Source organism: Oceanobacillus indicireducens (assembly GCF_014647195.1).
In the GTDB taxonomy this organism is placed as follows: Bacteria; Bacillota; Bacilli; order Bacillales; family Amphibacillaceae; genus Oceanobacillus; species Oceanobacillus indicireducens.
Genome location: NZ_BMOS01000024.1, coordinates 1 through 22,383, shown reverse-complemented (window position 1 = coordinate 22,383; position 22,383 = coordinate 1). Strand labels below are relative to the sequence as shown.

At 41.5% G+C, this 22,383-nt stretch carries 38 protein-coding genes; all 38 read left to right on the top strand.

All coding sequences use genetic code 11. The annotated features are described in order from the left end of the window. Nucleotides 1–91 precede the first annotated feature (91 nt). The 38 genes from tuf to IEX94_RS14165 all read left to right on the top strand — a co-directional run bounded on the left by tuf (nt 92) and on the right by IEX94_RS14165 (nt 22,311). Nucleotides 92–1,282 carry an elongation factor Tu gene (gene tuf / locus IEX94_RS14350; RefSeq protein WP_156857273.1) on the top strand — a complete coding sequence of 397 codons (1,191 nt, stop codon included), beginning with the start codon at nt 92–94 and terminating at the stop codon, nt 1,280–1,282. 583 nt (nt 1,283–1,865) lie between these two features. Then, nucleotides 1,866–2,174 carry a 30S ribosomal protein S10 gene (gene rpsJ, locus IEX94_RS14345; protein ID WP_188858463.1) on the top strand — a complete coding sequence of 103 codons (309 nt, stop codon included), beginning with the start codon at nt 1,866–1,868 and terminating at the stop codon, nt 2,172–2,174. Between the two features lie 27 nt (nt 2,175–2,201). Then, on the top strand, nt 2,202–2,834 hold the full coding sequence (rplC, locus tag IEX94_RS14340) for a 50S ribosomal protein L3 (protein ID WP_156857271.1): 633 nt from the start codon (nt 2,202–2,204) through the stop codon (nt 2,832–2,834). 25 nt (nt 2,835–2,859) lie between these two features. After that, the gene (gene rplD / locus IEX94_RS14335) at nt 2,860–3,483 is read left to right on the top strand and encodes a 50S ribosomal protein L4 (protein WP_156857270.1); all 624 of its coding nucleotides are present in this window, start codon (nt 2,860–2,862) and stop codon (nt 3,481–3,483) included. Continuing rightward, nucleotides 3,483–3,770, top strand: coding sequence for a 50S ribosomal protein L23 (gene rplW / locus IEX94_RS14330; RefSeq protein ID WP_156857269.1), 288 nt, complete (start codon nt 3,483–3,485; stop codon nt 3,768–3,770). The genes rplD and rplW overlap by 1 nt, the downstream gene beginning before the upstream one ends. A gap of 29 nt (nt 3,771–3,799) precedes the next feature. Beyond that, nucleotides 3,800–4,630: a 50S ribosomal protein L2 gene (gene rplB, locus IEX94_RS14325; protein WP_156857268.1), complete on the top strand. Its 831-nt coding sequence runs from the start codon at nt 3,800–3,802 to the stop codon at nt 4,628–4,630. A gap of 57 nt (nt 4,631–4,687) precedes the next feature. Then, entirely contained in the window at nt 4,688–4,966 is a 279-nt protein-coding gene (rpsS, locus tag IEX94_RS14320; protein ID WP_156857267.1) for a 30S ribosomal protein S19, read from the top strand. Nucleotides 4,967–4,987: 21 nt separating this feature from the next. Then, nucleotides 4,988–5,329, top strand: coding sequence for a 50S ribosomal protein L22 (rplV, locus tag IEX94_RS14315; protein WP_156857266.1), 342 nt, complete (start codon nt 4,988–4,990; stop codon nt 5,327–5,329). A 3-nt stretch (nt 5,330–5,332) separates the two neighbouring features. Next, nucleotides 5,333–5,974: a 30S ribosomal protein S3 gene (rpsC, locus tag IEX94_RS14310; protein ID WP_156857265.1), complete on the top strand. Its 642-nt coding sequence runs from the start codon at nt 5,333–5,335 to the stop codon at nt 5,972–5,974. 17 nt (nt 5,975–5,991) lie between these two features. Then, nucleotides 5,992–6,426 carry a 50S ribosomal protein L16 gene (rplP, locus tag IEX94_RS14305; protein WP_156857264.1) on the top strand — a complete coding sequence of 145 codons (435 nt, stop codon included), beginning with the start codon at nt 5,992–5,994 and terminating at the stop codon, nt 6,424–6,426. Next, complete coding sequence (gene rpmC, locus IEX94_RS14300) at nt 6,416–6,616, top strand: 50S ribosomal protein L29 (RefSeq protein WP_156857263.1); 201 nt, start codon at nt 6,416–6,418, stop codon at nt 6,614–6,616. Before rplP ends, rpmC begins: the two co-directional genes overlap by 11 nt. 26 nt (nt 6,617–6,642) lie before the next feature. Then, entirely contained in the window at nt 6,643–6,906 is a 264-nt protein-coding gene (gene rpsQ, locus IEX94_RS14295) for a 30S ribosomal protein S17 (protein WP_156857262.1), read from the top strand. A 43-nt stretch (nt 6,907–6,949) separates the two neighbouring features. Beyond that, the gene (gene rplN, locus IEX94_RS14290; RefSeq protein WP_156857261.1) at nt 6,950–7,318 is read left to right on the top strand and encodes a 50S ribosomal protein L14; all 369 of its coding nucleotides are present in this window, start codon (nt 6,950–6,952) and stop codon (nt 7,316–7,318) included. A 34-nt stretch (nt 7,319–7,352) separates the two neighbouring features. Beyond that, nucleotides 7,353–7,664, top strand: a complete 312-nt coding sequence (gene rplX / locus IEX94_RS14285) for a 50S ribosomal protein L24 (RefSeq protein WP_156857260.1) — start codon at nt 7,353–7,355, stop codon at nt 7,662–7,664. Between the two features lie 27 nt (nt 7,665–7,691). Continuing rightward, nucleotides 7,692–8,231, top strand: a complete 540-nt coding sequence (gene rplE, locus IEX94_RS14280) for a 50S ribosomal protein L5 (protein ID WP_156857259.1) — start codon at nt 7,692–7,694, stop codon at nt 8,229–8,231. A gap of 26 nt (nt 8,232–8,257) precedes the next feature. Continuing rightward, nucleotides 8,258–8,443 (top strand): type Z 30S ribosomal protein S14, encoded by a 186-nt coding sequence (locus IEX94_RS14275; RefSeq protein WP_156857258.1) that lies wholly within the window; start codon nt 8,258–8,260, stop codon nt 8,441–8,443. Nucleotides 8,444–8,472: 29 nt separating this feature from the next. Next, a complete protein-coding gene (gene rpsH / locus IEX94_RS14270; protein ID WP_156857257.1) occupies nt 8,473–8,871 on the top strand; it encodes a 30S ribosomal protein S8 in 399 nt (132 codons plus the stop codon). 28 nt (nt 8,872–8,899) lie between these two features. Next, nucleotides 8,900–9,436, top strand: a complete 537-nt coding sequence (gene rplF / locus IEX94_RS14265; RefSeq protein WP_156857256.1) for a 50S ribosomal protein L6 — start codon at nt 8,900–8,902, stop codon at nt 9,434–9,436. A gap of 30 nt (nt 9,437–9,466) precedes the next feature. Next, on the top strand, nt 9,467–9,829 hold the full coding sequence (gene rplR, locus IEX94_RS14260) for a 50S ribosomal protein L18 (protein ID WP_156857255.1): 363 nt from the start codon (nt 9,467–9,469) through the stop codon (nt 9,827–9,829). Nucleotides 9,830–9,853: 24 nt separating this feature from the next. Then, nucleotides 9,854–10,357, top strand: coding sequence for a 30S ribosomal protein S5 (rpsE, locus tag IEX94_RS14255; RefSeq protein WP_156857254.1), 504 nt, complete (start codon nt 9,854–9,856; stop codon nt 10,355–10,357). A gap of 13 nt (nt 10,358–10,370) precedes the next feature. Beyond that, on the top strand, nt 10,371–10,553 hold the full coding sequence (gene rpmD / locus IEX94_RS14250; RefSeq protein ID WP_156857253.1) for a 50S ribosomal protein L30: 183 nt from the start codon (nt 10,371–10,373) through the stop codon (nt 10,551–10,553). Nucleotides 10,554–10,581: 28 nt separating this feature from the next. Next, complete coding sequence (gene rplO / locus IEX94_RS14245) at nt 10,582–11,022, top strand: 50S ribosomal protein L15 (protein WP_156857252.1); 441 nt, start codon at nt 10,582–10,584, stop codon at nt 11,020–11,022. Then, nucleotides 11,022–12,317, top strand: coding sequence for a preprotein translocase subunit SecY (gene secY, locus IEX94_RS14240; protein ID WP_188858462.1), 1,296 nt, complete (start codon nt 11,022–11,024; stop codon nt 12,315–12,317). Before rplO ends, secY begins: the two co-directional genes overlap by 1 nt. A gap of 35 nt (nt 12,318–12,352) precedes the next feature. Beyond that, nucleotides 12,353–13,003 carry an adenylate kinase gene (locus IEX94_RS14235; RefSeq protein ID WP_156857250.1) on the top strand — a complete coding sequence of 217 codons (651 nt, stop codon included), beginning with the start codon at nt 12,353–12,355 and terminating at the stop codon, nt 13,001–13,003. A 345-nt stretch (nt 13,004–13,348) separates the two neighbouring features. Continuing rightward, nucleotides 13,349–13,567 carry a translation initiation factor IF-1 gene (gene infA / locus IEX94_RS14230; RefSeq protein WP_156857249.1) on the top strand — a complete coding sequence of 73 codons (219 nt, stop codon included), beginning with the start codon at nt 13,349–13,351 and terminating at the stop codon, nt 13,565–13,567. A gap of 28 nt (nt 13,568–13,595) precedes the next feature. Beyond that, a complete protein-coding gene (gene rpmJ, locus IEX94_RS14225) occupies nt 13,596–13,709 on the top strand; it encodes a 50S ribosomal protein L36 (RefSeq protein ID WP_010095733.1) in 114 nt (37 codons plus the stop codon). Nucleotides 13,710–13,727: 18 nt separating this feature from the next. Beyond that, nucleotides 13,728–14,093 (top strand): 30S ribosomal protein S13, encoded by a 366-nt coding sequence (rpsM, locus tag IEX94_RS14220; RefSeq protein ID WP_156857248.1) that lies wholly within the window; start codon nt 13,728–13,730, stop codon nt 14,091–14,093. Between the two features lie 24 nt (nt 14,094–14,117). After that, complete coding sequence (rpsK, locus tag IEX94_RS14215; protein ID WP_156857247.1) at nt 14,118–14,507, top strand: 30S ribosomal protein S11; 390 nt, start codon at nt 14,118–14,120, stop codon at nt 14,505–14,507. Between the two features lie 250 nt (nt 14,508–14,757). Beyond that, nucleotides 14,758–15,702: a DNA-directed RNA polymerase subunit alpha gene (locus tag IEX94_RS14210; RefSeq protein WP_156857246.1), complete on the top strand. Its 945-nt coding sequence runs from the start codon at nt 14,758–14,760 to the stop codon at nt 15,700–15,702. 40 nt (nt 15,703–15,742) lie between these two features. Next, nucleotides 15,743–16,096: a 50S ribosomal protein L17 gene (gene rplQ / locus IEX94_RS14205; protein ID WP_156857245.1), complete on the top strand. Its 354-nt coding sequence runs from the start codon at nt 15,743–15,745 to the stop codon at nt 16,094–16,096. 1,020 nt (nt 16,097–17,116) lie between these two features. After that, complete coding sequence (locus tag IEX94_RS14200) at nt 17,117–17,956, top strand: energy-coupling factor ABC transporter ATP-binding protein (protein WP_188858460.1); 840 nt, start codon at nt 17,117–17,119, stop codon at nt 17,954–17,956. Further along, entirely contained in the window at nt 17,932–18,804 is an 873-nt protein-coding gene (locus IEX94_RS14195; RefSeq protein WP_188858458.1) for an energy-coupling factor ABC transporter ATP-binding protein, read from the top strand. Before IEX94_RS14200 ends, IEX94_RS14195 begins: the two co-directional genes overlap by 25 nt. Then, nucleotides 18,797–19,600 carry an energy-coupling factor transporter transmembrane component T family protein gene (locus IEX94_RS14190; RefSeq protein WP_188858456.1) on the top strand — a complete coding sequence of 268 codons (804 nt, stop codon included), beginning with the start codon at nt 18,797–18,799 and terminating at the stop codon, nt 19,598–19,600. The genes IEX94_RS14195 and IEX94_RS14190 overlap by 8 nt, the downstream gene beginning before the upstream one ends. A gap of 10 nt (nt 19,601–19,610) precedes the next feature. Continuing rightward, nucleotides 19,611–20,354 (top strand): tRNA pseudouridine(38-40) synthase TruA, encoded by a 744-nt coding sequence (gene truA, locus IEX94_RS14185; RefSeq protein WP_188858454.1) that lies wholly within the window; start codon nt 19,611–19,613, stop codon nt 20,352–20,354. 228 nt (nt 20,355–20,582) lie between these two features. Beyond that, the gene (gene rplM, locus IEX94_RS14180) at nt 20,583–21,020 is read left to right on the top strand and encodes a 50S ribosomal protein L13 (RefSeq protein ID WP_188858452.1); all 438 of its coding nucleotides are present in this window, start codon (nt 20,583–20,585) and stop codon (nt 21,018–21,020) included. Between the two features lie 18 nt (nt 21,021–21,038). Continuing rightward, a complete protein-coding gene (rpsI, locus tag IEX94_RS14175; protein WP_188858451.1) occupies nt 21,039–21,431 on the top strand; it encodes a 30S ribosomal protein S9 in 393 nt (130 codons plus the stop codon). Nucleotides 21,432–21,596: 165 nt separating this feature from the next. Then, complete coding sequence (locus IEX94_RS14170) at nt 21,597–21,935, top strand: nucleotidyltransferase domain-containing protein (RefSeq protein WP_188858450.1); 339 nt, start codon at nt 21,597–21,599, stop codon at nt 21,933–21,935. Further along, nucleotides 21,904–22,311: a nucleotidyltransferase substrate binding protein gene (locus IEX94_RS14165; protein ID WP_188858449.1), complete on the top strand. Its 408-nt coding sequence runs from the start codon at nt 21,904–21,906 to the stop codon at nt 22,309–22,311. Before IEX94_RS14170 ends, IEX94_RS14165 begins: the two co-directional genes overlap by 32 nt. Nucleotides 22,312–22,383 lie beyond the last annotated feature (72 nt).

Below are 22,383 nucleotides of genomic sequence, written 5' to 3'. Positions count from 1 at the left end.
AGTGAGGACTAGAGAATAATCTATCTTAATTATTCCTTAGTTAGCATAAAAAATATAATTACTTTTATTTAATTAAAGGAGGAACTATAAAATGGCTAAAGAAAAATTCGACCGCTCCAAACAGCACGTTAACGTTGGAACTCTTGGACACGTTGACCATGGTAAAACTACACTAACTGCTGCAATTACAACTGTAATGGCAAAAGTAAACGGTGATGGTGACGCAAGAGGTTACGACCAAATCGACAACGCACCAGAAGAAAAAGAACGTGGTATTACAATCGCTACTTCTCACGTAGAATACGAAACTGAAACTCGTCACTACGCACACGTTGACTGCCCAGGACACGCAGACTACGTTAAGAACATGATCACAGGTGCTGCACAAATGGACGGTGCTATTCTAGTAGTATCTGCTGCTGATGGCCCAATGCCACAAACTCGTGAGCACATCCTACTTTCTCGTAACGTTGGAGTGCCTGCATTCGTAGTATTCCTAAACAAAGTTGACATGGTTGACGACGAAGAATTACTTGAATTAGTAGAAATGGAAGTTCGTGACCTATTAACAGAATACGACTTCCCAGGTGACGATGTACCAGTTATCGCTGGTTCTGCTCTTAAAGCACTTGAAGGTGTTGCAGAGTACGAAGAGAAAATCGTTGAACTAATGAAAGCTGTTGACGAATATGTTCCAACTCCAGAACGCGACACAGACAAACCATTCATGATGCCTGTAGAGGACGTATTCTCTATTACAGGTCGTGGTACAGTAGCAACTGGCCGTGTTGAGCGTGGAGAAGTTAAAGTTGGAGATGAAGTTGAAATCATCGGTCTTAACGAAGCTCCAAGTAAAACAACTGTTACAGGTGTTGAAATGTTCCGTAAGCTTCTTGATTATGCAGAAGCAGGAGACAACATCGGTGCATTGCTTCGTGGGGTAGCTCGTGAAGACATTAGCCGTGGTCAGGTTCTTGCTAAGCCAGGATCAATTACACCACATACAAACTTCAAAGCTGAAGTTTATGTTCTATCAAAAGAAGAAGGTGGACGTCATACTCCATTCTTCGGTAACTACCGCCCACAGTTCTACTTCCGTACAACAGACGTAACTGGCGTTGTTCAACTACCAGAAGGCGTTGAAATGGTAATGCCTGGTGACAACGTTGAAATGAGCGTAGAACTTATTTCACCAATCGCGATTGAAGACGGAACTCGTTTCTCTATCCGTGAAGGTGGACGTACAGTAGGTTCTGGCGTAGTTACAGAAATCACTAAATAAGTCTAAACCTATAAAAAAACAGGCAACTAGATTAGTTGCCTGTTTTTTTATGTAGGTAAATCAGCAAGATGCATTTCTTTTCAGGGTCTGCAGTCCCGATGCCTCTCGCTTTTTTTTCGCGGGCGTTCTGTGGCAACGTCTGCATTAGCATGTCCTGTGCGCTGAGGATCATCAGCTGCCCGCAGAAAGCGAAAGTGTATGAGAGCGGTGGAGCTTGATAGAAGCGACTATCTTAGAGAAATATGCTTTAAACCGTTTATATTTCTCTAAAAAGAAGGGTTATTATCATCTATATGCTCGCAATTTTAAAAAATATGCATTTCCCTTGAAAAAACTTGCGAAAAACCTTGATAAAGTCTTGCAATTCAACGGAAACCTGCGTATAATATGTAGATGTGCAATCGAATCGTGAGTAATAAAAAGGATTGCTTTGACAGACATTTATGTGTATAATGTTAATGTTGGTCAAAAAAAGGCGATGAAGTGAAAGGTTGTTGGCACACCCGGCCGCTTTGCCATGGCGCTGTGCTGAGAAATTTTCATGGAGTATGTCTATATTAATATGGGCGAAGGAGGGAAAATAATGGCAAAAGAGAAAATCAGAATTCGTTTGAAAGCTTATGATCACAGTATCTTAGATCAGTCAGCAGTGAAGATTGTTGAAACGGCAAAACGTTCGGGAGCAAACGTGTCCGGACCGATTCCATTACCGACAGAGAGAAACGTATTTACCGTATTACGTGCGGTTCATAAATATAAGGATTCTCGTGAGCAATTCGAAATGCGTACTCATAAGCGTTTGATCGATATTGTGAACCCAACACCAAAAACAGTAGACTCATTGATGAGATTAGATCTACCATCTGGTGTTGATATTGAAATTAAATTATAATTTAAGTTTTTATAGGAGGTGTAACGGATGACGAAAGGAATCTTAGGTCGTAAAATCGGCATGACTCAGTTATTCTCTGAAGCTGGTGAATTAATCCCTGTAACAGTTATTCAAGCTGAGCCAAACGTCGTATTACAAAAAAGAACAGAAGAGAATGACGGATATACTGCCATTCAATTAGGTTTTGCAGACAAGAAAGAATCACGTGCGAGTAAAGCGGAAAAAGGTCATGCTGAAAAAGCGAGTACCAATCCTAAGCGCTACGTTCGTGAAATCCGTACTGCTAATATCGATGACTATGAAGTAGGTCAGGAAATTAGCGTTAGTACTTTTGAAGCCGGAGAAAAGATTGATGTAACAGGAACTTCTAAAGGTAAAGGATTCCAAGGTAACATTAAGCGCCACAATCAAGCTCGTGGTCTAATGAGTCACGGATCCCGCTACCACAGAGGTCCAGGTGCAATGGCTATGGCGGCAGACCCATCAAGAGTATTCAAAGGTAAAAAATTGCCAGGACAAATGGGTCGCGAACAAGTGACAATTCAAAACCTTGAAGTAGTAAGTGTGGATGAAGAAAGAAACCTACTACTAGTTAAAGGAAATGTTCCAGGCGCGAAAAAATCTTACGTTAAAATTACAAGTTCAATAAAAGGAAATTAATCATTAGAAGAAGGGAGGATTTGTCATGCCAAAAGTAACATTGTTTAAACAAGATGGAAGTAATGCAGGAGAAGTAGAATTAAACGAAGCAGTTTTCGGCATTGAACCTAACGAACACGTGTTACACGAAGCAGTTGTTATGCAACGCGCATCAGTTCGCCAAGGTACACACGCTGTTAAAAACCGTTCTGCAGTAAGCGGTGGTGGTCGTAAACCGTGGCGTCAAAAAGGAACTGGACGTGCGCGTCAAGGATCCATTCGTTCACCACAATGGGTTGGCGGTGGCGTAGTATTCGGACCTACACCACGCAGCTACAGCTACAAGCTGCCAAAGAAAGTTCGTCGCTTAGCTCTTAAATCCGCTTTAGCTTCTAAAGTAAAAGAAGAAGGCATCTTTGTTTTAGAGTCACTTGCAATTGAGACACCAAAAACAAAAGAAGTCATTAATTTACTAGATGCATTAAAAGTAGATGACAAAGCATTAATCGTGACTGCTGATAGAGAAGAAACTATCGTTCGTTCAGCAAACAACCTTCAAGCAGTTAAAGTACTTACTGTAGAAGAATTGAATGTTCTCGATTTAATAACGTATGACAAGTTAGTTATTACGAAGGAAGCGGTCGAAAAAGCAGGGGAGGTGCTTGCATAATGAGAGATCCACGTGATATTATAAAGCGCCCTGTCATTACAGAACACAGTGCTGATTTAATGGCAGATAAGAAATATACTTTTGAAGTAGACCCTAAAGCGAACAAGACAGAAATTAAAGACGCAGTAGAACTTATCTTCGGCGTTAAAGTAGAGAAAGTAAATACGCTTAACCTTAAAGGTAAACTTAAGAGAATGGGCCAATATAGCGGGTACCGTTCAGATCGCAAAAAAGCTATCGTAGAGCTTTCGGAAGACAGTAAAGAACTGGACTTCTTTGAAGGCTAAAAATCATTTAGGTGAAGGAGGGAAAAAAGATGGCGATTAAGAAGTTTAAACCAACTTCAAATGGTAGACGTAATATGTCTGTATCATCATTCACAGAAATCACTACGGATACCCCAGAAAAAACCTTGTTAGCTCCACTCAACAAACGAGCTGGACGTAACAACCAAGGAAGAATTACTGTTCGTCATCAAGGCGGCGGTCACAAGCGTCAATACCGTCTTATCGATTTCAAACGTGACAAAGATGGAATACCAGGACGCGTTGCTACAGTTGAATACGACCCGAACCGCACAGCAAACATTGCATTAGTTCATTATGCAGATGGAGAAAAACGTTATATCCTAGCTCCAAAAGGAATTCAAGTAGGTCAAGTAGTTGAATCAGGTGCTGAGGCTGATATTAAAACAGGTAACGCTCTCCCGCTTGAAAATATTCCGGTAGGAACGATTATCCATAACGTAGAATTAAAACCAGGTCGTGGCGGTCAATTAGCTCGTTCAGCTGGTGCAGAAGCACAAATCTTAGGTCGCGAAGGTAAATACACACTCGTTCGTTTGGCATCAGGAGAAGTTCGTTTAGTGTTAAGCACATGCCGTGCAACAATTGGTCAGGTTGGAAACATTGAACATGAACTAATCCGTGTTGGTAAAGCAGGACGTTCTCGTTGGTTAGGCAAGCGCCCAGCAGTTCGCGGATCTGTTATGAACCCGAATGATCACCCGCACGGTGGAGGAGAAGGTCGTTCACCAATCGGTATGCCGTCACCATTATCACCATGGGGCAAACCAACACTTGGTTACAAGACACGCAAACGCAACAAGCCGTCTAATAAGTATATCGTTCGTAAACGTAAAAAATAAATGAATAGGACGGGAGACGAATAACCCCGTCTCTAAGCTCTGGAAGGAGGTTTATCCATGGGTCGTAGTTTGAAAAAAGGACCTTTCGCAGATGACCATCTATTGAAAAAGGTGGATGAAATGAACGAGAGTGACAAGAAACAACTGATTAGAACTTGGTCTCGCCGTTCTACAATCTTCCCATCCTTTGTTGGTCACACAATTGCAGTATATGATGGACGCAAACATGTTCCGGTCTATATAACAGAAGATATGGTTGGACATAAATTAGGTGAATTCGCGCCAACTCGTTCATTCAGAGGACACTCTGGTGACGATAAGAAAACAAATCGCTAATTTGAGAGGAGGCTACTTCGCATGCAAGCAAAAGCTGTTGCAAAAACGGTTCGTATCGCTCCTCGTAAGGTACGTTTAGTCGTTGATTTAATTCGAGGAAAAGATGTTGGTGAAGCAATCGCAATCTTAAAGAACACACCTCGCAGTGCTTCCCCAGTCGTAGAGAAAGTGTTGAACTCTGCAGTCGCAAACGCAGAACACAACTACGAAATGGATACAGACAACCTAGTTGTTTCCGAAGCATATGTAAATGAAGGTGTTACATTGAAACGTTTCCGTCCACGTGCTCAAGGACGTGCAAGTCAAATTAATAAACGCACAAGCCACATTACAGTTGTGGTAACTGAAAAGAAGGAGGGGTAGTTAGTGGGTCAAAAAGTAAATCCAACGGGTCTTCGCGTAGGAATCATTAAAGACTGGGAGTCAAGATGGTACGCTGATAAAGACTATGCAGACTTACTACATGAGGATATTAAAATTAGAGAATTCCTTGATAACCGCTTAAAGATTGCTGCTGTTTCTTCTGTCGAGATTGAACGTGCAGCAAACCGAGTGAACATTACGATTCACACTGGTAAGCCAGGAATGGTAATTGGTAAGGGCGGTTCAGAAGTTGAAGCTCTACGTAAAGAATTAAATAAATTAACTGGTAAGAGAGTTCACATCAACATTGTGGAAATTAAAAAGGTTGATCTTGATGCGAAACTAGTTGCTGAGAGCATCGCGCGTCAATTAGAAAACCGTATCTCATTCCGTCGTGCGCAGAAGCAAGCTATTCAACGTACAATGCGTGCTGGTGCACAAGGAATTAAAACTCAAGTATCTGGACGTCTCGGCGGTGCGGACATCGCTCGTGCAGAACATTACAGTGAAGGAACAGTACCACTACACACATTACGTGCTGATATTGATTATGCTCACGCTGAAGCTGATACAACGTACGGTAAGCTTGGCGTTAAAGTGTGGATCTATCGTGGGGAAGTCCTTCCAACTAAAAAAGAAAACTAAGGAAGGGGGCACTTTGTATGTTAATGCCTAAACGTGTAAAATATCGTAAACAACACCGTGGTAAAATGAGAGGCCAAGCAAAAGGCGGTACAGCAGTCTCATTTGGAGAATACGGTCTACAAGCTACAGAAGCTAGCTGGATTACAAGTCGTCAGATTGAAGCTGCCCGTATTGCAATGACACGTTACATGAAACGTGGCGGAAAAGTATGGATTAAAATTTTCCCGGATAAACCTTATACATCAAAACCATTAGAAGTACGTATGGGTTCCGGTAAAGGTGCTCCAGAAGGCTGGGTAGCAGTAGTAAAACCAGGGAAAATTTTGTTTGAAATCGCAGGAGTGAATGAAGAAGTAGCACGCGAAGCTTTACGTCTTGCTTCTCACAAATTGCCGATTAAAACGAAATTTGTAAAACGTGAAGAAATTGGTGGTGAAAGCAATGAAGGCTAAAGAAATAAGAGAATTAACCACTGCCGAAATTGATGAAAAGGTAAAATCACTAAAAGAAGAATTATTTAATTTACGCTTCCAGCTTGCTACAGGTCAGTTGGAAAACACTGCACGTATTCGTGAAGTACGTAAATCAATTGCTCGTTTAAAAACCGTTGCACGTCAACGTGAATTAACCGCAAATAACTGACTTGAAGAGAGGAGGTTTAATCAAGTATGTCTGAACGTAACAATCGTAAAGTATACACAGGCCGCGTTGTTTCTGACAAAATGGACAAAACCATTACTGTATTAGTTGAAACGTATAAAGTTCATAAATTATATGGTAAACGTGTAAAGTATTCCAAAAAGCTCAAAGTACATGATGAAAACAACCAAGCGAAGACTGGTGACATCGTGCGCATTATGGAGACACGTCCACTCTCAGCTACAAAACGTTTCCGCCTAGTGGAAATCATAGAAGAAGCGATCATTATCTAATTTAAGTTGATTCGGAACAGATCCGAAGGGAGGTAACAGTGTTATGATACAACAAGAAAGTCGTTTGAAAGTTGCAGATAACTCTGGTGCTCGTGAACTACAGACAATTAAAGTTTTAGGCGGATCAGGCCGTAAGACTGCGAATATTGGTGATGTAGTAGTTTGCTCAGTGAAAAAAGCAACACCAGGAGGCGTTGTCAAAAAAGGTGACGTCGTTAAAGCAGTTATCGTTCGCTCTAAATCTGGTGCGCGTCGTATAGATGGTTCATATATTCGTTTTGATGAAAATGCTGCAGTAATTGTCCGTGATGACCAAAGCCCAAGAGGTACTCGTATCTTCGGCCCGGTTGCACGTGAATTACGTGATGCTAAATTCATGAAAATCGTATCTCTTGCTCCAGAAGTATTATAAGTGAATCTTTCGTTACTAAGGAGGTGCGTCAAGCATGCATGTAAAAAAAGGTGATAAAGTAAAAGTATTATCCGGAAAAGACCGCGGCAAAGAAGGTACAATTCTTGAAGTGTATCCAAAGAAAGACCGTGTACTTGTCGAAGGAGTTAACATGGTACAGAAACACGCGAAACCTTCTCAAGAAAACCCACAAGGCGGTATTCTAAACCAAGAAGCTGCAATTCACGTGTCCAACGTACTACCAATTGACCCTAAATCCGGTGAGCCAACTCGTGTTGGTTATGAAGTTCGTGACGGAAAGAAAGTAAGAATCGCTAAGAAATCCGGAGAAGCGTTAGATAAATAAGTTTCTAGTTGAAAGGAGGGCGCCAAGATGAACCAATTAAAAGAAAAGTTTCAAGATGAAGTTACACCATCTTTAATGAATAAATTTAACTATAAATCTGTTATGCAAGTACCAAAAATCGAAAAGATCGTAATCAACATGGGTGTTGGTGACGCGGTACAAAACTCAAAAGCATTGGATAGTGCTGTCGAAGAACTATCATTAATCTCTGGTCAGAAACCACTAATCACTCGTGCGAAGAAATCAATTGCTGGTTTCCGTCTACGTGAAGGAATGCCGATCGGCGCAAAGGTAACCCTTCGTGGTGAGCGCATGTATGAGTTCCTACAAAAGCTAATTGCAGTATCACTTCCACGTGTACGTGACTTCCGTGGTATTTCCAAAAATGCTTTTGATGGACGTGGAAACTACACACTAGGTGTGAAAGAACAACTCATTTTCCCGGAGATTAACTACGATAAGGTAAATAAAGTACGCGGACTGGATATCGTTATTGTAACAACAGCTGATACAGACGAAGAAGCTCGTGAACTATTATCTGAGTTAGGCATGCCTTTCCAAAAATAAGTTCCAAGCAATAAGGAGGGAAAATAGTGGCTAAAAAATCAATGATTGCAAAACAAAAACGTAAACAGAAGTATAAAGTTCAAGAGTATACACGCTGTGAGCGTTGTGGCCGTCCACATTCTGTAATTCGTAAATTTAAACTTTGCCGTATTTGTTTCCGCGAACTTGCCTATAAAGGTCAAATTCCTGGTGTCAAAAAAGCAAGCTGGTAAACCCCAATTTGGGAAGGAGGTAATGATGAATGGTAATGACAGATCCAATCGCAGATATGCTTACTCGCATTCGAAATGCGGTTACAGTAAAACATGAAAAATTGGAGCTTCCTGCTTCAAAGATCAAAAGAGAAATCGCTGATATCCTGAAACGTGAAGGTTTCGTTAAGGACTATGAATATATTGAAGACAACAAACAAGGTGTACTGCGTATTTTCCTGAAATACGGTGCGAACGAAGAGAAAGTAATTACAGGAATCAAACGTATCAGTAAACCAGGTTTACGTGTCTACGCGAAAGCTGATGAAGTACCACGAGTGTTGAACGGATTAGGTATTGCAATCGTGTCTACTTCACAAGGTGTACTATCGGATAAAGAAGCCCGCAGCCAACAAATCGGTGGCGAAGTGCTTGCATACGTCTGGTAATATTTTTTAACCCAAGGAGGTGCAGAAAATGTCTCGTATAGGATTAAAGCCGATTGAAATCCCAGAAGGGGTAGAAGTGAAGCTCGATGGTAACAAGGTATCCGTTAAAGGACCTAAAGGAGAGCTTTCAAAAGAAATTCATCAAGATATTGTTGTGAAATTGGAAGATAACGTCTTAACATTAGAACGTTCAAGCGACCTTAAAGAACACCGCTCCCTACACGGAACGAGCCGTACGATGATTGCGAACATGGTTGAAGGTGTGACAAAAGGATTCGAAAAATCACTTGAAATCACTGGTGTTGGTTACCGTGCACAAATGCAGGGCAATAAACTAGTAGTTAACGCAGGTTATTCCCATCCGGTAGAAATCGACGCTATTGATGGAATTGAAATTGAGGTTCCTAAAAACACAGAATTAACCGTAAAAGGTATCGATAAAGAATTAGTTGGAGCAGTTGCAGCGAACATTCGTGCAATCCGTCCGCCAGAGCCATACAAAGGCAAAGGAATTCGTTATGTTGGCGAATACGTACGCCGTAAAGAAGGTAAGACTGCTAAGTAAGATTAGTTAGGTGAGAAAGGAGTGACCTTGATGATCACAAAACCAGCTAGAAATGAAATGCGGAAAAAGAGACATGCACGTGTACGCAGAGACGTAATTGGTACTGCTGAACGTCCACGTCTGAACGTATTCCGCTCTAATAAACATATCTATGCACAGTTAATCGATGACGAAAATCGTGTTACAGTTTCCAGCGCATCTACTGTTGATAAAGAATTGAATATCTCAGAAGGTGGTAACATAGAAGCTGCGAAACAGGTAGGAGAGGCTGTTGCAAAACGCGCAATTGAAAAAGGTGTCAAAACTGTAGTATTCGACCGTGGAGGCTATTTATATCATGGACGCGTTAAAGCATTAGCTGAGGCTGCTAGAGAAGCAGGTCTCGAATTTTAATCGACAAAGGAGGTTACCATTTTAATGAATAATCAAATCGATGCGAACAAATTAGATTTAGAAGAACGTGTTGTATCCATCAACCGCGTTTCTAAAGTTGTTAAAGGTGGACGCCGCATGCGTTTTGCTGCATTGGTTGTAGTTGGCGACAAGAACGGCCATGTCGGTTTCGGTACTGGTAAAGCTCAAGAAGTACCAGAAGCAATCAAGAAAGCAGTAGACAACGCGAAGAAGAACTTAATTCGTGTACCATTTGTAGGTACTACAATCCCACACGAAATTATTGGACGTTTTGGTTCTGGTAACGTAATGATGAAACCAGCTACTGAAGGTACTGGAGTTATCTCCGGTGGACCAGCCCGTGCGGTTTTAGAGCTTGCAGGTGTAGGGGATATTCTTACAAAGTCACACGGAGCAAGTACTCCAATTAATGTGATCCGTGCAACAATCAATGGGTTAGAAAATCTGAAAACAGCAGAAGAAGTAGCGAAACTACGTGGAAAGTCTGTTGAAGAACTGTTAGGATAAGGAGGGAAACAATATGTCTAACAAATTAGAAATCACCCTCAAACGCAGTGTTATTGGCGGTACTGAAGTACAACGCAGAACTGTTGAAGCACTCGGTTTAAAGAAAATCCGTCAAACAGTGGTACTTGAAGACACACCAGTAACCCGTGGTATGATTAATAGAGTATCCCACTTATTAGACGTGAATGAAGCGTAAGAAATACTAGAGATAAGGAGGTGCTCCGATGAAACTTCATGAATTAAAAGCAAACGAAGGTACTCGTAAAGAAAGAAACCGTGTTGGACGCGGAATGTCTTCCGGGAACGGTAAAACTTCCGGCCGTGGACAGAAAGGGCAAAAAGCTCGTTCCGGCGGTCGTACACGTCCAGGATTTGAGGGTGGACAAACACCTTTATTCCAACGTTTACCTAAACGCGGCTTTACGAATATTAACCGTAAAGATTATACAATTGTAAACTTAGATAAATTAAATCAATTTGAAGAAGGCACTGAAGTTACACCAGAGCTATTACTTGAAGATGGTGTCGTGAGTAAGTTAAATGCAGGTATCAAAGTACTTGGTAATGGCACGATTGATAAGAAGCTCACAGTAAAAGCTCATAAGTTTTCTCAAGCTGCAAAAGAAGCGATTGAGGCTGCGGGCGGTAAAACTGAGGTGATCTAATGTTTCGCACAATCTCCAATTTCTGGCGTGTCGCTGACATTAGACGGAAAATACTATTCACGCTAGCCATGCTTGTTATTTTCCGTCTTGGCACATTTATTCCTGTACCATTCACAGATAGGACAGCACTTGGTTTTATGACAGAGCAACAAAACGTATTCGGATTTCTTAATACGTTCGGTGGAGGGGCATTACAGAACTTCTCCATATTCGCTATGGGGATTATGCCTTATATCACGGCATCCATCATAATGCAGCTTTTGCAAATGGATGTTGTCCCGAAATTTACAGAGTGGAAGAAACAAGGAGAAATGGGCCGTAAGAAAATTGCTCAAGTCACGCGCTATGGTACAATTGGGCTTGCGTTTATTCAAGGAATAGTCATGTCAATTGGGTTTAATGCAATGGCAGGCGGCTTACTAATCCAAGATCCGGGCTTTGGGAAATTCTTGATAATAGCTGTGACATTAACAGCAGGAACAGCCTTCCTTATGTGGTTAGGTGAACAAATTACTGCTCATGGAGTAGGGAATGGAATTTCCATTATCATCTTTGCAGGAATTGTTGCTGCTGTACCAAATGGAGTTAATCAACTATTCAGCCAGTATTTCGTAAATGCCGGGGATGAACTATTCATCAACATTATTATCGTAGCCATTATTGTACTTGTTATTATCGCAGTAACTGTTGGTGTAATCTACGTCAACCAGGCACTGAGAAAAATTCCAGTACAATACGCAAAACGCCTCGTTAACCGTTCACCGGTTGGAGGGCAATCCACTCATCTACCGATTAAAGTAAATGCTGCCGGGGTAATTCCGGTCATCTTTGCAGTTGCTTTCATGGTAGCTCCAACGACAATCGCTGGTTTTTATGAGGGAAATTCTTTTGCAGATACGATTATGATGATCTTTGATTATACACAACCGATCGGAATGGTTATCTATACAGCGTTAATTATCGCGTTCACCTATTTCTATACATTTGTTCAGGTGAATCCGGAACAAATGGCAGAGAATCTGCAGAAACAAGGTGGGTATATTCCGGGTATCCGTCCAGGACACAACACGGAAAACTATTTATCGCGCGTATTGAAACGCCTAACATTTGTAGGAGCGCTTTTCTTGGCTGCTGTTTCCATACTGCCTATTATATTAGGAAGTCTTGCGAACTTACCACAATCCGTACAAATCGGCGGAACAAGCTTACTAATTGTTGTAGGGGTTGCATTAACAACTATGAAGCAACTTGAAGGCCAGCTAGTGAAACGTCACTACAAAGGTTTTATCAAGTAATTTCCTGCCGACATTGAAGAAGCGAGGGGAAACGATTGAATTTGATTTTAATGGGTCTACCTGGTGCCGGTAAAGGTACTCAGGCAGAGAAAATAAATGAAAAATATAACATCCCTCATATTTCTACAGGGGATATGTTCCGAGCAGCAATTAAAGAAGGTACAGACCTGGGAAAAAAAGCTAAAGAATATATGGATCAAGGAGCACTTGTTCCAGATGAAGTAACGACTGGAATCGTGAGAGAACGTCTAATGAAAGACGACTGTAAAGACGGCTTTCTTCTGGATGGATTTCCAAGAACGATTGCTCAGGCGGAAAGCTTGGAAAAGATTCTCTCCGAATTAAATGAAACCATTGATTTCGTGTTACACGTAGATGTTCCAGCAGAAAACTTAGTGGAGCGTTTATCTGGCAGGCGGATTTGTCCAACTTGTGGAACAGCTTATCATGTGAAATTCAATCCTCCAAAAGAGGAAGGGATTTGTGATAAAGATGGTTCAGCATTAATCCAGCGTGATGATGACAAACCAGAAACGGTGAAGAATCGCTTAGCTGTAAACCTCGAACAAATGCAACCATTACTCGATTTCTATGAGAATAAAGGCTATCTTGCTCGAGTAAATGGAGATCAAGACATTGAGATTGTTTTCCAGGAAGTTCAGGAAATACTGGATAACAAAGCGTAACAGAGGATGACCGGATTAGGTGCAATTCTGGCCTTCTGACGTTATAATGAAGGGCGTAGTAACTTACAGATAGCTATAACTTTAAAAGCTCATCTGAAAGCTTAAAACGTAACGTACACAGATCCCGGAAACTGCGGGTTAAAAAGGTACATTAATATTAGCGGATGGAGTAAATCGAAGCAGATGCAGCTTGAGGTAACTAATTATTACTAGGGCTCGACAGCTTTTCTCCACATATCCCAATAGCCTTCTAGAAACTGATCATGTCACAATTGGGAAATTGCGATTTACCATCCTGACGAGTACTTGGGCTTGTGACTGATTTAAAGGAAGGAGATCAAACGAATGGCAAAAGATGATGTTATTGAAGTAGAAGGTACTGTAACGGAAACACTGCCGAACGCAATGTTTCATGTCGAACTCGAAAACGGTCATACTGTTTTAGCGCATGTATCTGGAAAGATTCGTATGCACTATATCCGAATTTTACCAGGTGACAAGGTTACAGTTGAACTTTCTCCGTATGATTTAACAAGAGGTCGAATTACGTACCGTTATAAATAATGCTCCGATCTTAAAGGAGGTAATAAGGATGAAAGTAAGAGCATCTGTAAAACCAATTTGCGAAAAATGTAAAGTAATTAAGCGAAAAGGTAAAGTAATGGTGATTTGCGAAAATCCAAAACACAAACAAAAACAAGGTTAATATAGGAGGTGCATGATCTTGGCACGTATTTCAGGTATTGATATTCCACGTGATAAACGAGTCGTTATTTCATTAACGTACATCTTTGGAATTGGTAAAACGACTGCAAAACAAATCCTTAAAGAGGCAAACGTTTCTGAAGATACTCGTGTACGCGATCTAACAGAAGACGAACTCGGACGTATTCGCCGAGCAGTAGAGTCTGTTACGATTGAAGGGGACCTACGTCGTGAAGTATCCCTCAACATTAAGCGTCTGATTGAAATTGGATCTTACAGAGGTGTACGTCACCGTCGCGGTTTACCGGTTCGTGGACAAAAGACAAAGAACAACTCTCGTACGCGTAAAGGCCCACGTAAAACAATGGCTAACAAGAAACAGTAATAATTGAAAGGAGGCACATTTTAGATGGCTCGTAATACAAACACACGCAAACGCCGTGTCAGAAAACAAGTAGAAACTGGTATTGCACATATCCGTTCTACATTTAACAACACAATTGTAACGATTACTGATGAAAAAGGAAATGCTGTATCTTGGAGCTCTGCAGGTGCACTAGGTTTCAAAGGTTCACGTAAATCCACTCCTTTTGCAGCTCAAATGGCAGCTGAAACTGCAGCTAAAACAGCAGTTGAAAATGGTATGAAAAGTCTCGAAGTAACCGTTAAAGGACCAGGAGCAGGACGTGAAGCAGCAATTCGTTCCCTTCAGGCAGCAGGCCTAGAAGTAACGGCAATTGTTGACGTAACACCGGTTCCTCATAATGGTTGTCGCCCACCAAAACGTCGTCGTGTATAATTCACTGTAGTTCGGTTATTTAAGGGCTGATTCGTTAGCTTTTTGGATAACATCGTATAGATTTTGTCACCCTGTCTATACTGGGTTATAATGGTAAAATTATACTCTGCACGTTTTATTAACGATAGATAGGTATGTACAAAGGAAAGACAGGTAGTGCAAGATTGCACGGGCTGCCTACTTGAGGAATTTCGGTTAGACGATCTGTGTCTAACCGGGGTTTTGACGTTTTTAAGGAGGGTTTTATTGAATGATTGAAATTGAGAAACCAAAGATTGAAACGGTTGAAATTAGTGATGATGCTACATTTGGAAAATTCGTAGTTGAACCTCTTGAGCGTGGATATGGTGCCACTCTTGGAAACTCCTTGCGTCGTATTTTGCTGTCCTCACTTCCGGGTGCTGCTATTACTTCAGTTCAGATTGACGGAGCATTGCATGAATTTTCCACGGTTGATGGCGTGGTTGAGGATGTAACAACGATCATTTTGAATTTAAAAAAGCTCGCACTTAAAATCTACTCTGATGAACCAAAAACATTAGAATTAGATATCCAGGGTAAAGCTAATGTGACTGCTGCAGATTTAACTTATGACAGTGATGTCGAAGTAATGAATCCAGATCTTCACATTGCAACGGTTAACGGTAAAGGTCGCTTGTATATGAAGATGACTGCTGAACGCGGTCGCGGCTATCGCCCGGCTGAGGAAAATAAACATGAAGAACAACCAATTGGAGTCATTCCGGTAGATTCGATTTTCACACCAGTAGAACGTGTAACCTACCAAGTGGAAAATACACGTGTTGGGCAAGTTGTAGACTTTGATAAATTAACATTCGAAGTTTCAACAGATGGAAGTATCCGCCCGGAAGAAGCTATTTCTTTGGGTGCAAAGATTATTTCTGAACATCTGAACATCTTTATCGGACTGACAGATGAAGCTCAGAATGTCGAAATCATGGTTGAAAAAGAAGAAGACCAAAAAGAAAAAGTAATGGAAATGACGATTGAAGAACTTGATCTTTCTGTAAGATCATATAACTGCTTGAAGCGTGCTGGGATCAATACTGTTCAGGAACTAACAACGAAGACTGAAGAGGACATGATGAAAGTACGTAACTTAGGTCGTAAATCATTAGATGAAGTAAAGCAAAAGCTTGCTGATCTTAGTTTAGGTTTACGAAATGACGATTAAAGCAGTCACCTTGAGATTTTGGAAAAAGGAGGGATAGTCCATGACTAGAAAGTTAGGACGTACCACAGATCATCGTATGGCACTACTTCGTAACCTTGCATCTGATTTAATTATTCATGAACGCCTGGAAGTAACAGAAGCAAAAGCGAAAGAGCTTAGATCTGTAGTGGATAAAATGATTACACTCGGAAAACGTGGCGATCTTCATGCACGTCGCCAGGCAGCAGCTTTTCTTTACAATAAAGAAACTGCAGAAGACAACTCAGTAATTCAAAAGCTTTTCGATGATGTTGCAAAACGTTATGAAGACAGACAAGGCGGCTATACGCGCGTACTTAAACTAGGTGAGCGCCAAGGTGATGGAGCGCCCATGGCAATCATTGAATTAGTTTAATCAAAAAACGGCAAGGGCAGGACGATATCTCTCCACAGAGGTGAATCCAAGCCCTTTTTTGTTTTATACTCAACTTCATCAAGAATTCCCAGTCAATGAAGTCTGTGACATTTTCATTCAGCGTAAGTGCAACGTTCATCTGGAGGTCCGCAGTCCAGACACCCCTCGCTTTCCGCGGGCGGCTGGTGAGCCTCCTCGTGGGCAAGCCCACTGTGGGGTCTCACCAAGCCTGTCCTCCCGCAGGAGTCTCGAGGTGTCTGGACTGCTCCCAGGAAAGGCCTGATCCGGAGCACTATTTATTATGCTAGGAATAGAACACTCATCATGATGGGATAGTATCTCCAAAAATAATAACGCTCTCTACCAGTTCAGTTGCCCAGAAGACGGTGACTCCTACGGGAATAGCACGAGTCCGAAGACCCCGCAGGAAGTGCTTTTCTTCCGAGGAGGCTGAGGCCGTGCCCGTGGAAAGCATCCGTTCTCTGGGCAACTGAACGGCAATCAGGACGCTATAAAAGGAAACGAGCAAAACACTTACGCTGAATGAAAGTATTCAATGGTTTTTAAATTTTGCTATTGCTGCTGTTTCTGGCTGCGAAGGTTTTAAAGATAGGGTTTGTTATCAATGCCCGTATGAAGCTTGTATCATGTTGGTAGGGTGTTGAGGACGCTCCTCAACGACCGACTGGATTCTGTTTTTGGAGTATCGGTCGTTGATGAGGCTTTTCAACTCCCTAATGGCTGTTATTTTATGTGTCTTCGTTGTTGATAGATCTTCTCAGTGCTCAAATAGCTTCTGTTTCTTCTGTTTGGGTAGCTGATAGGATTGCTTGAAATAGATGCGAACTATTATCCTTATAATAAATTTAAATCGGGATTACAATTAGCAGAGAAGAGTGGAGTACCTTTCTTCGTGAAAATCTTTGACAGGGGATTTAGATACTGATTCTCCGTCTAGATTGAGATATACTAATACATAGAATAGAAAGGTCCGCATTTGGAGCGGAGGAGGCTGATAAGATGAGGAAGGCATTGATTGAGTTTCGGAATGTGTCGTTTCGTTATGAGGAGAACTCACCTTGGGTTTTGAAAAACTTATCTTTTACAATTTATGAAAATGAATTTGTTGCGATTATCGGACATAACGGTTCAGGTAAATCAACCATCGCAAAACTAGTGAATGGCCTACTATTTCCCCAACAAGGGGAGATTTTAATAAATGGTATTACCGTGAATGAAGAAACGATTTGGGCTATCAGGCGGGAAATTGGGATGGTATTCCAAAATCCGGATAACCAGTTTGTTGGTGCAACGGTACAGGATGATGTAGCGTTCGGAATGGAAAACCGGGGTATTCCTCGGGAAGAGATGATTAAAAGAATTGAAGAAACACTTCAAGCTGTTCGGATGTCGGATTATCGTCTTACGGAACCGCATCGACTTTCTGGTGGCCAGAAACAACGGATCGCCATTGCGAGTGTATTGGCGATTTCACCTAAAGTGCTGATCTTAGATGAGGCGACGGCCATGCTTGATCCAAAAGGAAGAAAAGAAATCATGGATACTGTTTCGGAGTTGAGTGAACAACGCGGACTCTCGCTTATTACGATTACCCATGATCTTGCAGAAGTTGTCCAGGCGGAACGGGTTATTGTCATGAATCAGGGTGAGATATGGGCAGAAGCGACGCCGAGAGAGATTTTTTCAAAGCGTAAAGAGCTGAGAGAAATCGGGCTTGATGTCCCATTTGTCGCCATATTGGCAGAGGAATTAAAACAAGTCGATGTAAAACTTACGAAAGAACCATTAAATCAAGAGGAACTACTGGAGGAACTATGGACATTACATTCAAGAACGTGACATATATCTATCAACGTAATTCACCCTTTGAGCATAAAGCGGTCGATGACTTGTCGTTCCATATTCCATCTGGCTCATTTGTAGCAATCATTGGCCATACGGGTTCAGGTAAGTCGACCTTAATCCAGCATCTGAATGGACTATCTGCTCCAAGTGAAGGGGAAGTGCACATCGGTGATTTCAAGCTGACCAACGAGGAAAAGCCGAAAAACATGAAAGAACTGCGGAGTCGGGTCGGGGTGGTGTTCCAGTACCCGGAACACCAGCTATTTGAAGAGACCGTCGCAAAGGATATTGCTTTTGGACCGGAGAACTTTGGCGTCCAGCAAGAAGAAATTGAGAAACGGACGAGGCACGTTATCCGTCAGGTGCATTTACCGGAAGAGCTGCTGGAACGTTCCCCCTTTGATTTGAGTGGAGGACAGAAACGACGAGTTGCAATAGCTGGCGTATTGGCAATTCAGCCGGAAGTGCTCGTGCTTGATGAACCGACTGCAGGTCTTGATCCTCGGGGCCAGAAAGAAATTATGGACATGTTTTATGAATTGCATAAGCAGGAAGGCCTGACAACGATTCTCGTCACTCACAGTATGGAGGATGCCTTAAAGTATGCGGATCATATCCTGATTTTAAACAAGGGAAAGAAGTTTATGGAAGGAACCCCCGTTGATGTGTTCAGTCAAAGGGAAGCACTCCAGAGTGTCCAGCTGGACGTTCCGGAAGTCGTGGAGTTCCTGATCAAGTTCGAGAAAAAGATCGGCAAACCGATTCCATTCCATAATCAGTCGATGAAAGAACTTGCAGAAGAGATCCAGCAAGTTGTAAAAGGAGTGGATCTTCATGAATAACTCCTTAATCATCGGTCAATATGTTCCAGGGAATTCACTCATTCATCGTTTAGATCCCCGAACGAAAATTACAATTATCTTTTTCTTTGTCTTTATCGTCTTTTTTGCCAATAATGTGCCGAGTTATGGGGTTTTAATCGTATTTGCTTTAACTGCGATGTTTACGAGTAAGGTACCAATTCGTTTTATTATGAAGGGTCTGATGCCGGTTTGGTTTCTGATCGTTTTCACCTTTATTCTCCATTTGTTTGTCACGAAAGAGGGAACAGTCGTTTTTGAATTGGGTATTTTCAAGTTTTATTCGGGAGGAATTATTCAAGGGTTCGCTATCTCCATCCGTTTCTTCCTCCTGATCCTTGTTACTTCCCTATTAACATTAACGACAACGCCGATTGAGATTACGGACGGAATTGAGGATATGCTGCATCCATTGAAGCGATTTAAATTCCCTGTACATGAACTCGCGTTGATGATGTCGATTTCTTTACGCTTCATTCCGACACTGATGCAGGAAACGGATAAAATATCAAAAGCGCAAGCCTCTCGTGGGGTTGATTTCCGCACGGGACCGTTAAAAGAGCGGGTGAAAGCAATTGTCCCGTTACTTGTGCCCTTGTTCATCAGTGCTTTTAAACGGGCCGAGGAGCTGGCGATGGCAATGGAAGCCCGGGGCTACCAGGGTGGGGATAATCGGACGAAATTAAGAGAATTAAAAATTACAAAGCTCGATATAATGGGTTATATCGTTTTTATCCTCGTGGTAGCTATTCTATTTGTAACAAGAATGTATGGGTGAGGGTTGCAAGATGAGACGAATAAAATGCACGCTGGCCTATGATGGCTCGGGATTCTTCGGTTTTCAAATCCAACCGGATAAGCGAACGGTGGCAGGTGAACTGGAGAAAAGCTTACAGAAAATGCATAAGGGACAAACCATTCGCATCCATGGTTCAGGTCGTACGGATACTGGTGTTCATGCAAAGGGGCAAGTCATCCATTTTGATTCCCCGCTCCAGTTGCCTGCGGAAAATTGGAAAAAAGCCTTAAACGCACTGCTCCCGGAAGACATTTATATAACGAAGGTAGAAAACGTCACAGATGCCTTCCACGCGCGTTTTGACGCTATAGCTAAGGAATACCATTACTTCGTGCGAACGGCGCCAGAATGGGACGTATTTAGCCGGAATTATACCTATCACTTCCCGCACGCACTCGACGTCGACAAAATCAAGGAAGCATGCACCTATTTCGAGGGAACGCATGATTTTACTACATTTTCTTCGGTGAAAACAAGTGTCAAAGGAAACAAAGTCCGAACGCTATATACTGTAACTTGTGAAACGAAGGAGTCTGGTCTTCGCTTCATATTTCATGGGGATGGTTTCCTGTATAATATGGTTCGTATAATTACCGGCTTCCTTCTCGATGTTGGTCAAGGAAAATGGGAACCAGAGGAAATACCAGGTTTAATCGCGGCAAAAGACCGCAGTAAAATAGGAAAAACAATCGGTCCAGAAGGTTTATATTTAATGCGGGTAATTTATGAATAGATTAGTAATAATTTTATCCCGGTGCAATCGTTCGTAAATTTTCTGCTGAATGAGTTTCACTTGATAGAAAAACCAAGAGAAACCTTGACAAACCTACCCATTATGTTATATTATGATTTATGGCATTTTATTTCTAAACCATGATTAGCCCCGGAATCTAATTATGTTTTAAGAAACTTAAAATACAAAATATGAAACGGATTTTATATATATGGAGGGAAATCTATCATGCGCACAACATTCATGGCAAATGAAGCGAACATTGAACGCAAATGGCTTGTTGTTGATGCAGAAGGCAAACGTCTAGGCCGTCTTGCGAGTGAAGTTGCTACTATCCTTCGTGGAAAGCATAAACCAACTTATACTCCGCATGCAGATACAGGAGACTATGTCATCGTCATCAATGCAGAGAAAATCGAATTAACTGGGAACAAAGAGAACGACAAAATGTATTACCGTCATTCCAATCATCCAGGTGGACTGAAAGGGCGTAATGCAGCAGACTTACGTGCTAAGCACCCTGAACGTATGATCGAGCTTGCAGTAAAAGGTATGCTGCCAAAAGGTCCATTAGGAAGCAAAATGGGTAAAAAATTACATGTTGTTGCAGGTCCAGAGCATAAATATCAAGCACAAAAACCAGAAGTATACGAGCTTCGTGGGTAATCAAAGGAGGTAAATTCATTGGCACAAGTACAATACTACGGCACAGGACGTCGTAAAAAATCAACTGCACGTGTACGTTTAGTACCAGGTTCAGGTAATATCACAATCAATGGTCGTGAAGCAAGCGAATATTTCCCATATGAAACACAACTTCTTATTCTAAACCAGCCACTAGTTGCAACAGAAACAGAAGGAACATATGACATTCTAGTTAATGTTCACGGTGGTGGATTCACTGGTCAAGCTGGTGCAATCCGTCATGGAATTTCTCGTGCGCTATTACAAGCCGATCCAGAATATCGTGCTTCATTAAAACGTGAAGGTTACTTGACTCGTGACCCTAGAATGAAAGAACGTAAAAAATACGGTCTTAAATCTGCACGTCGCGCGCCACAGTTCTCAAAACGTTAAGACTTTATTATATCAAAAATACGCCTGTTTGGATTTTTCCAAATAGGCGTTTTTTATAATATGTACGTTAAGGTCTTTGAAGAATATTCATCTTAAAATCTTTACATACTGATTCTAATCATCCATTTGGTTATGCAAAAGGTAGTGGAAAGGTAGGGTGAGAATATGGTTTGTAATTGGAATGAAACTGGAATTTCTAAAAGATTCCTTGATGAATTGCAAGCATATTGTAGGGAAAACGAGTCTGTTGAAAAGGTAATTCTTTTTGGATCACGGGCAAGAGGGGATCACCGAAATACGTCGGATATTGATTTGGCATTGGTTACAAATGACCTTTCTCACAGTAAGCAAAATTTAATTGAAGAAGACATTTATAATATGTCCACACCATTAAGAATAGATATTCTTTTTCTAGATCGCTTGTCCAAAGAGAAGCTAATTTCAAATATCTGGAATGAAGGAGTGATTATATATGAAAAAGGAAAGGCTTTACGAGAGGCTTGATACTTATAAACGTGCAAGCGAGCGACTGACTGAAGCGACAAAACTACAAATTGATCATGCTATTGTATATGACGGGGTTATTCAGCGTTTTGAATTTACATTTGAATTGAGCTGGAAGCTTATGAAAGCATTTTTAGAATATGCAGGGCTTGAGGAATTGAAAAGTCCCCGAGCAACGATTCGTGAGGCATATGCCTATGGGCTAATTCACGATGGGGATGAATGGATTGATATGATGACTGATCGGAATAAAACATCCCATATTTATGATGAAGGAGAAGCAAGAACGATTTACATTAAAATAAAAATGGTTTATGAAGAGCTTCTTCGGGGGTTAATAGATAACATAGAGCAAGAGTTAAGAAGAGTTCAGTAGGAAAGTCCATTTTCATTCGCTGAGTGTTCGCAGCCACGCATAATGTCGTATGAATAGCCAGTGGCACTGGCG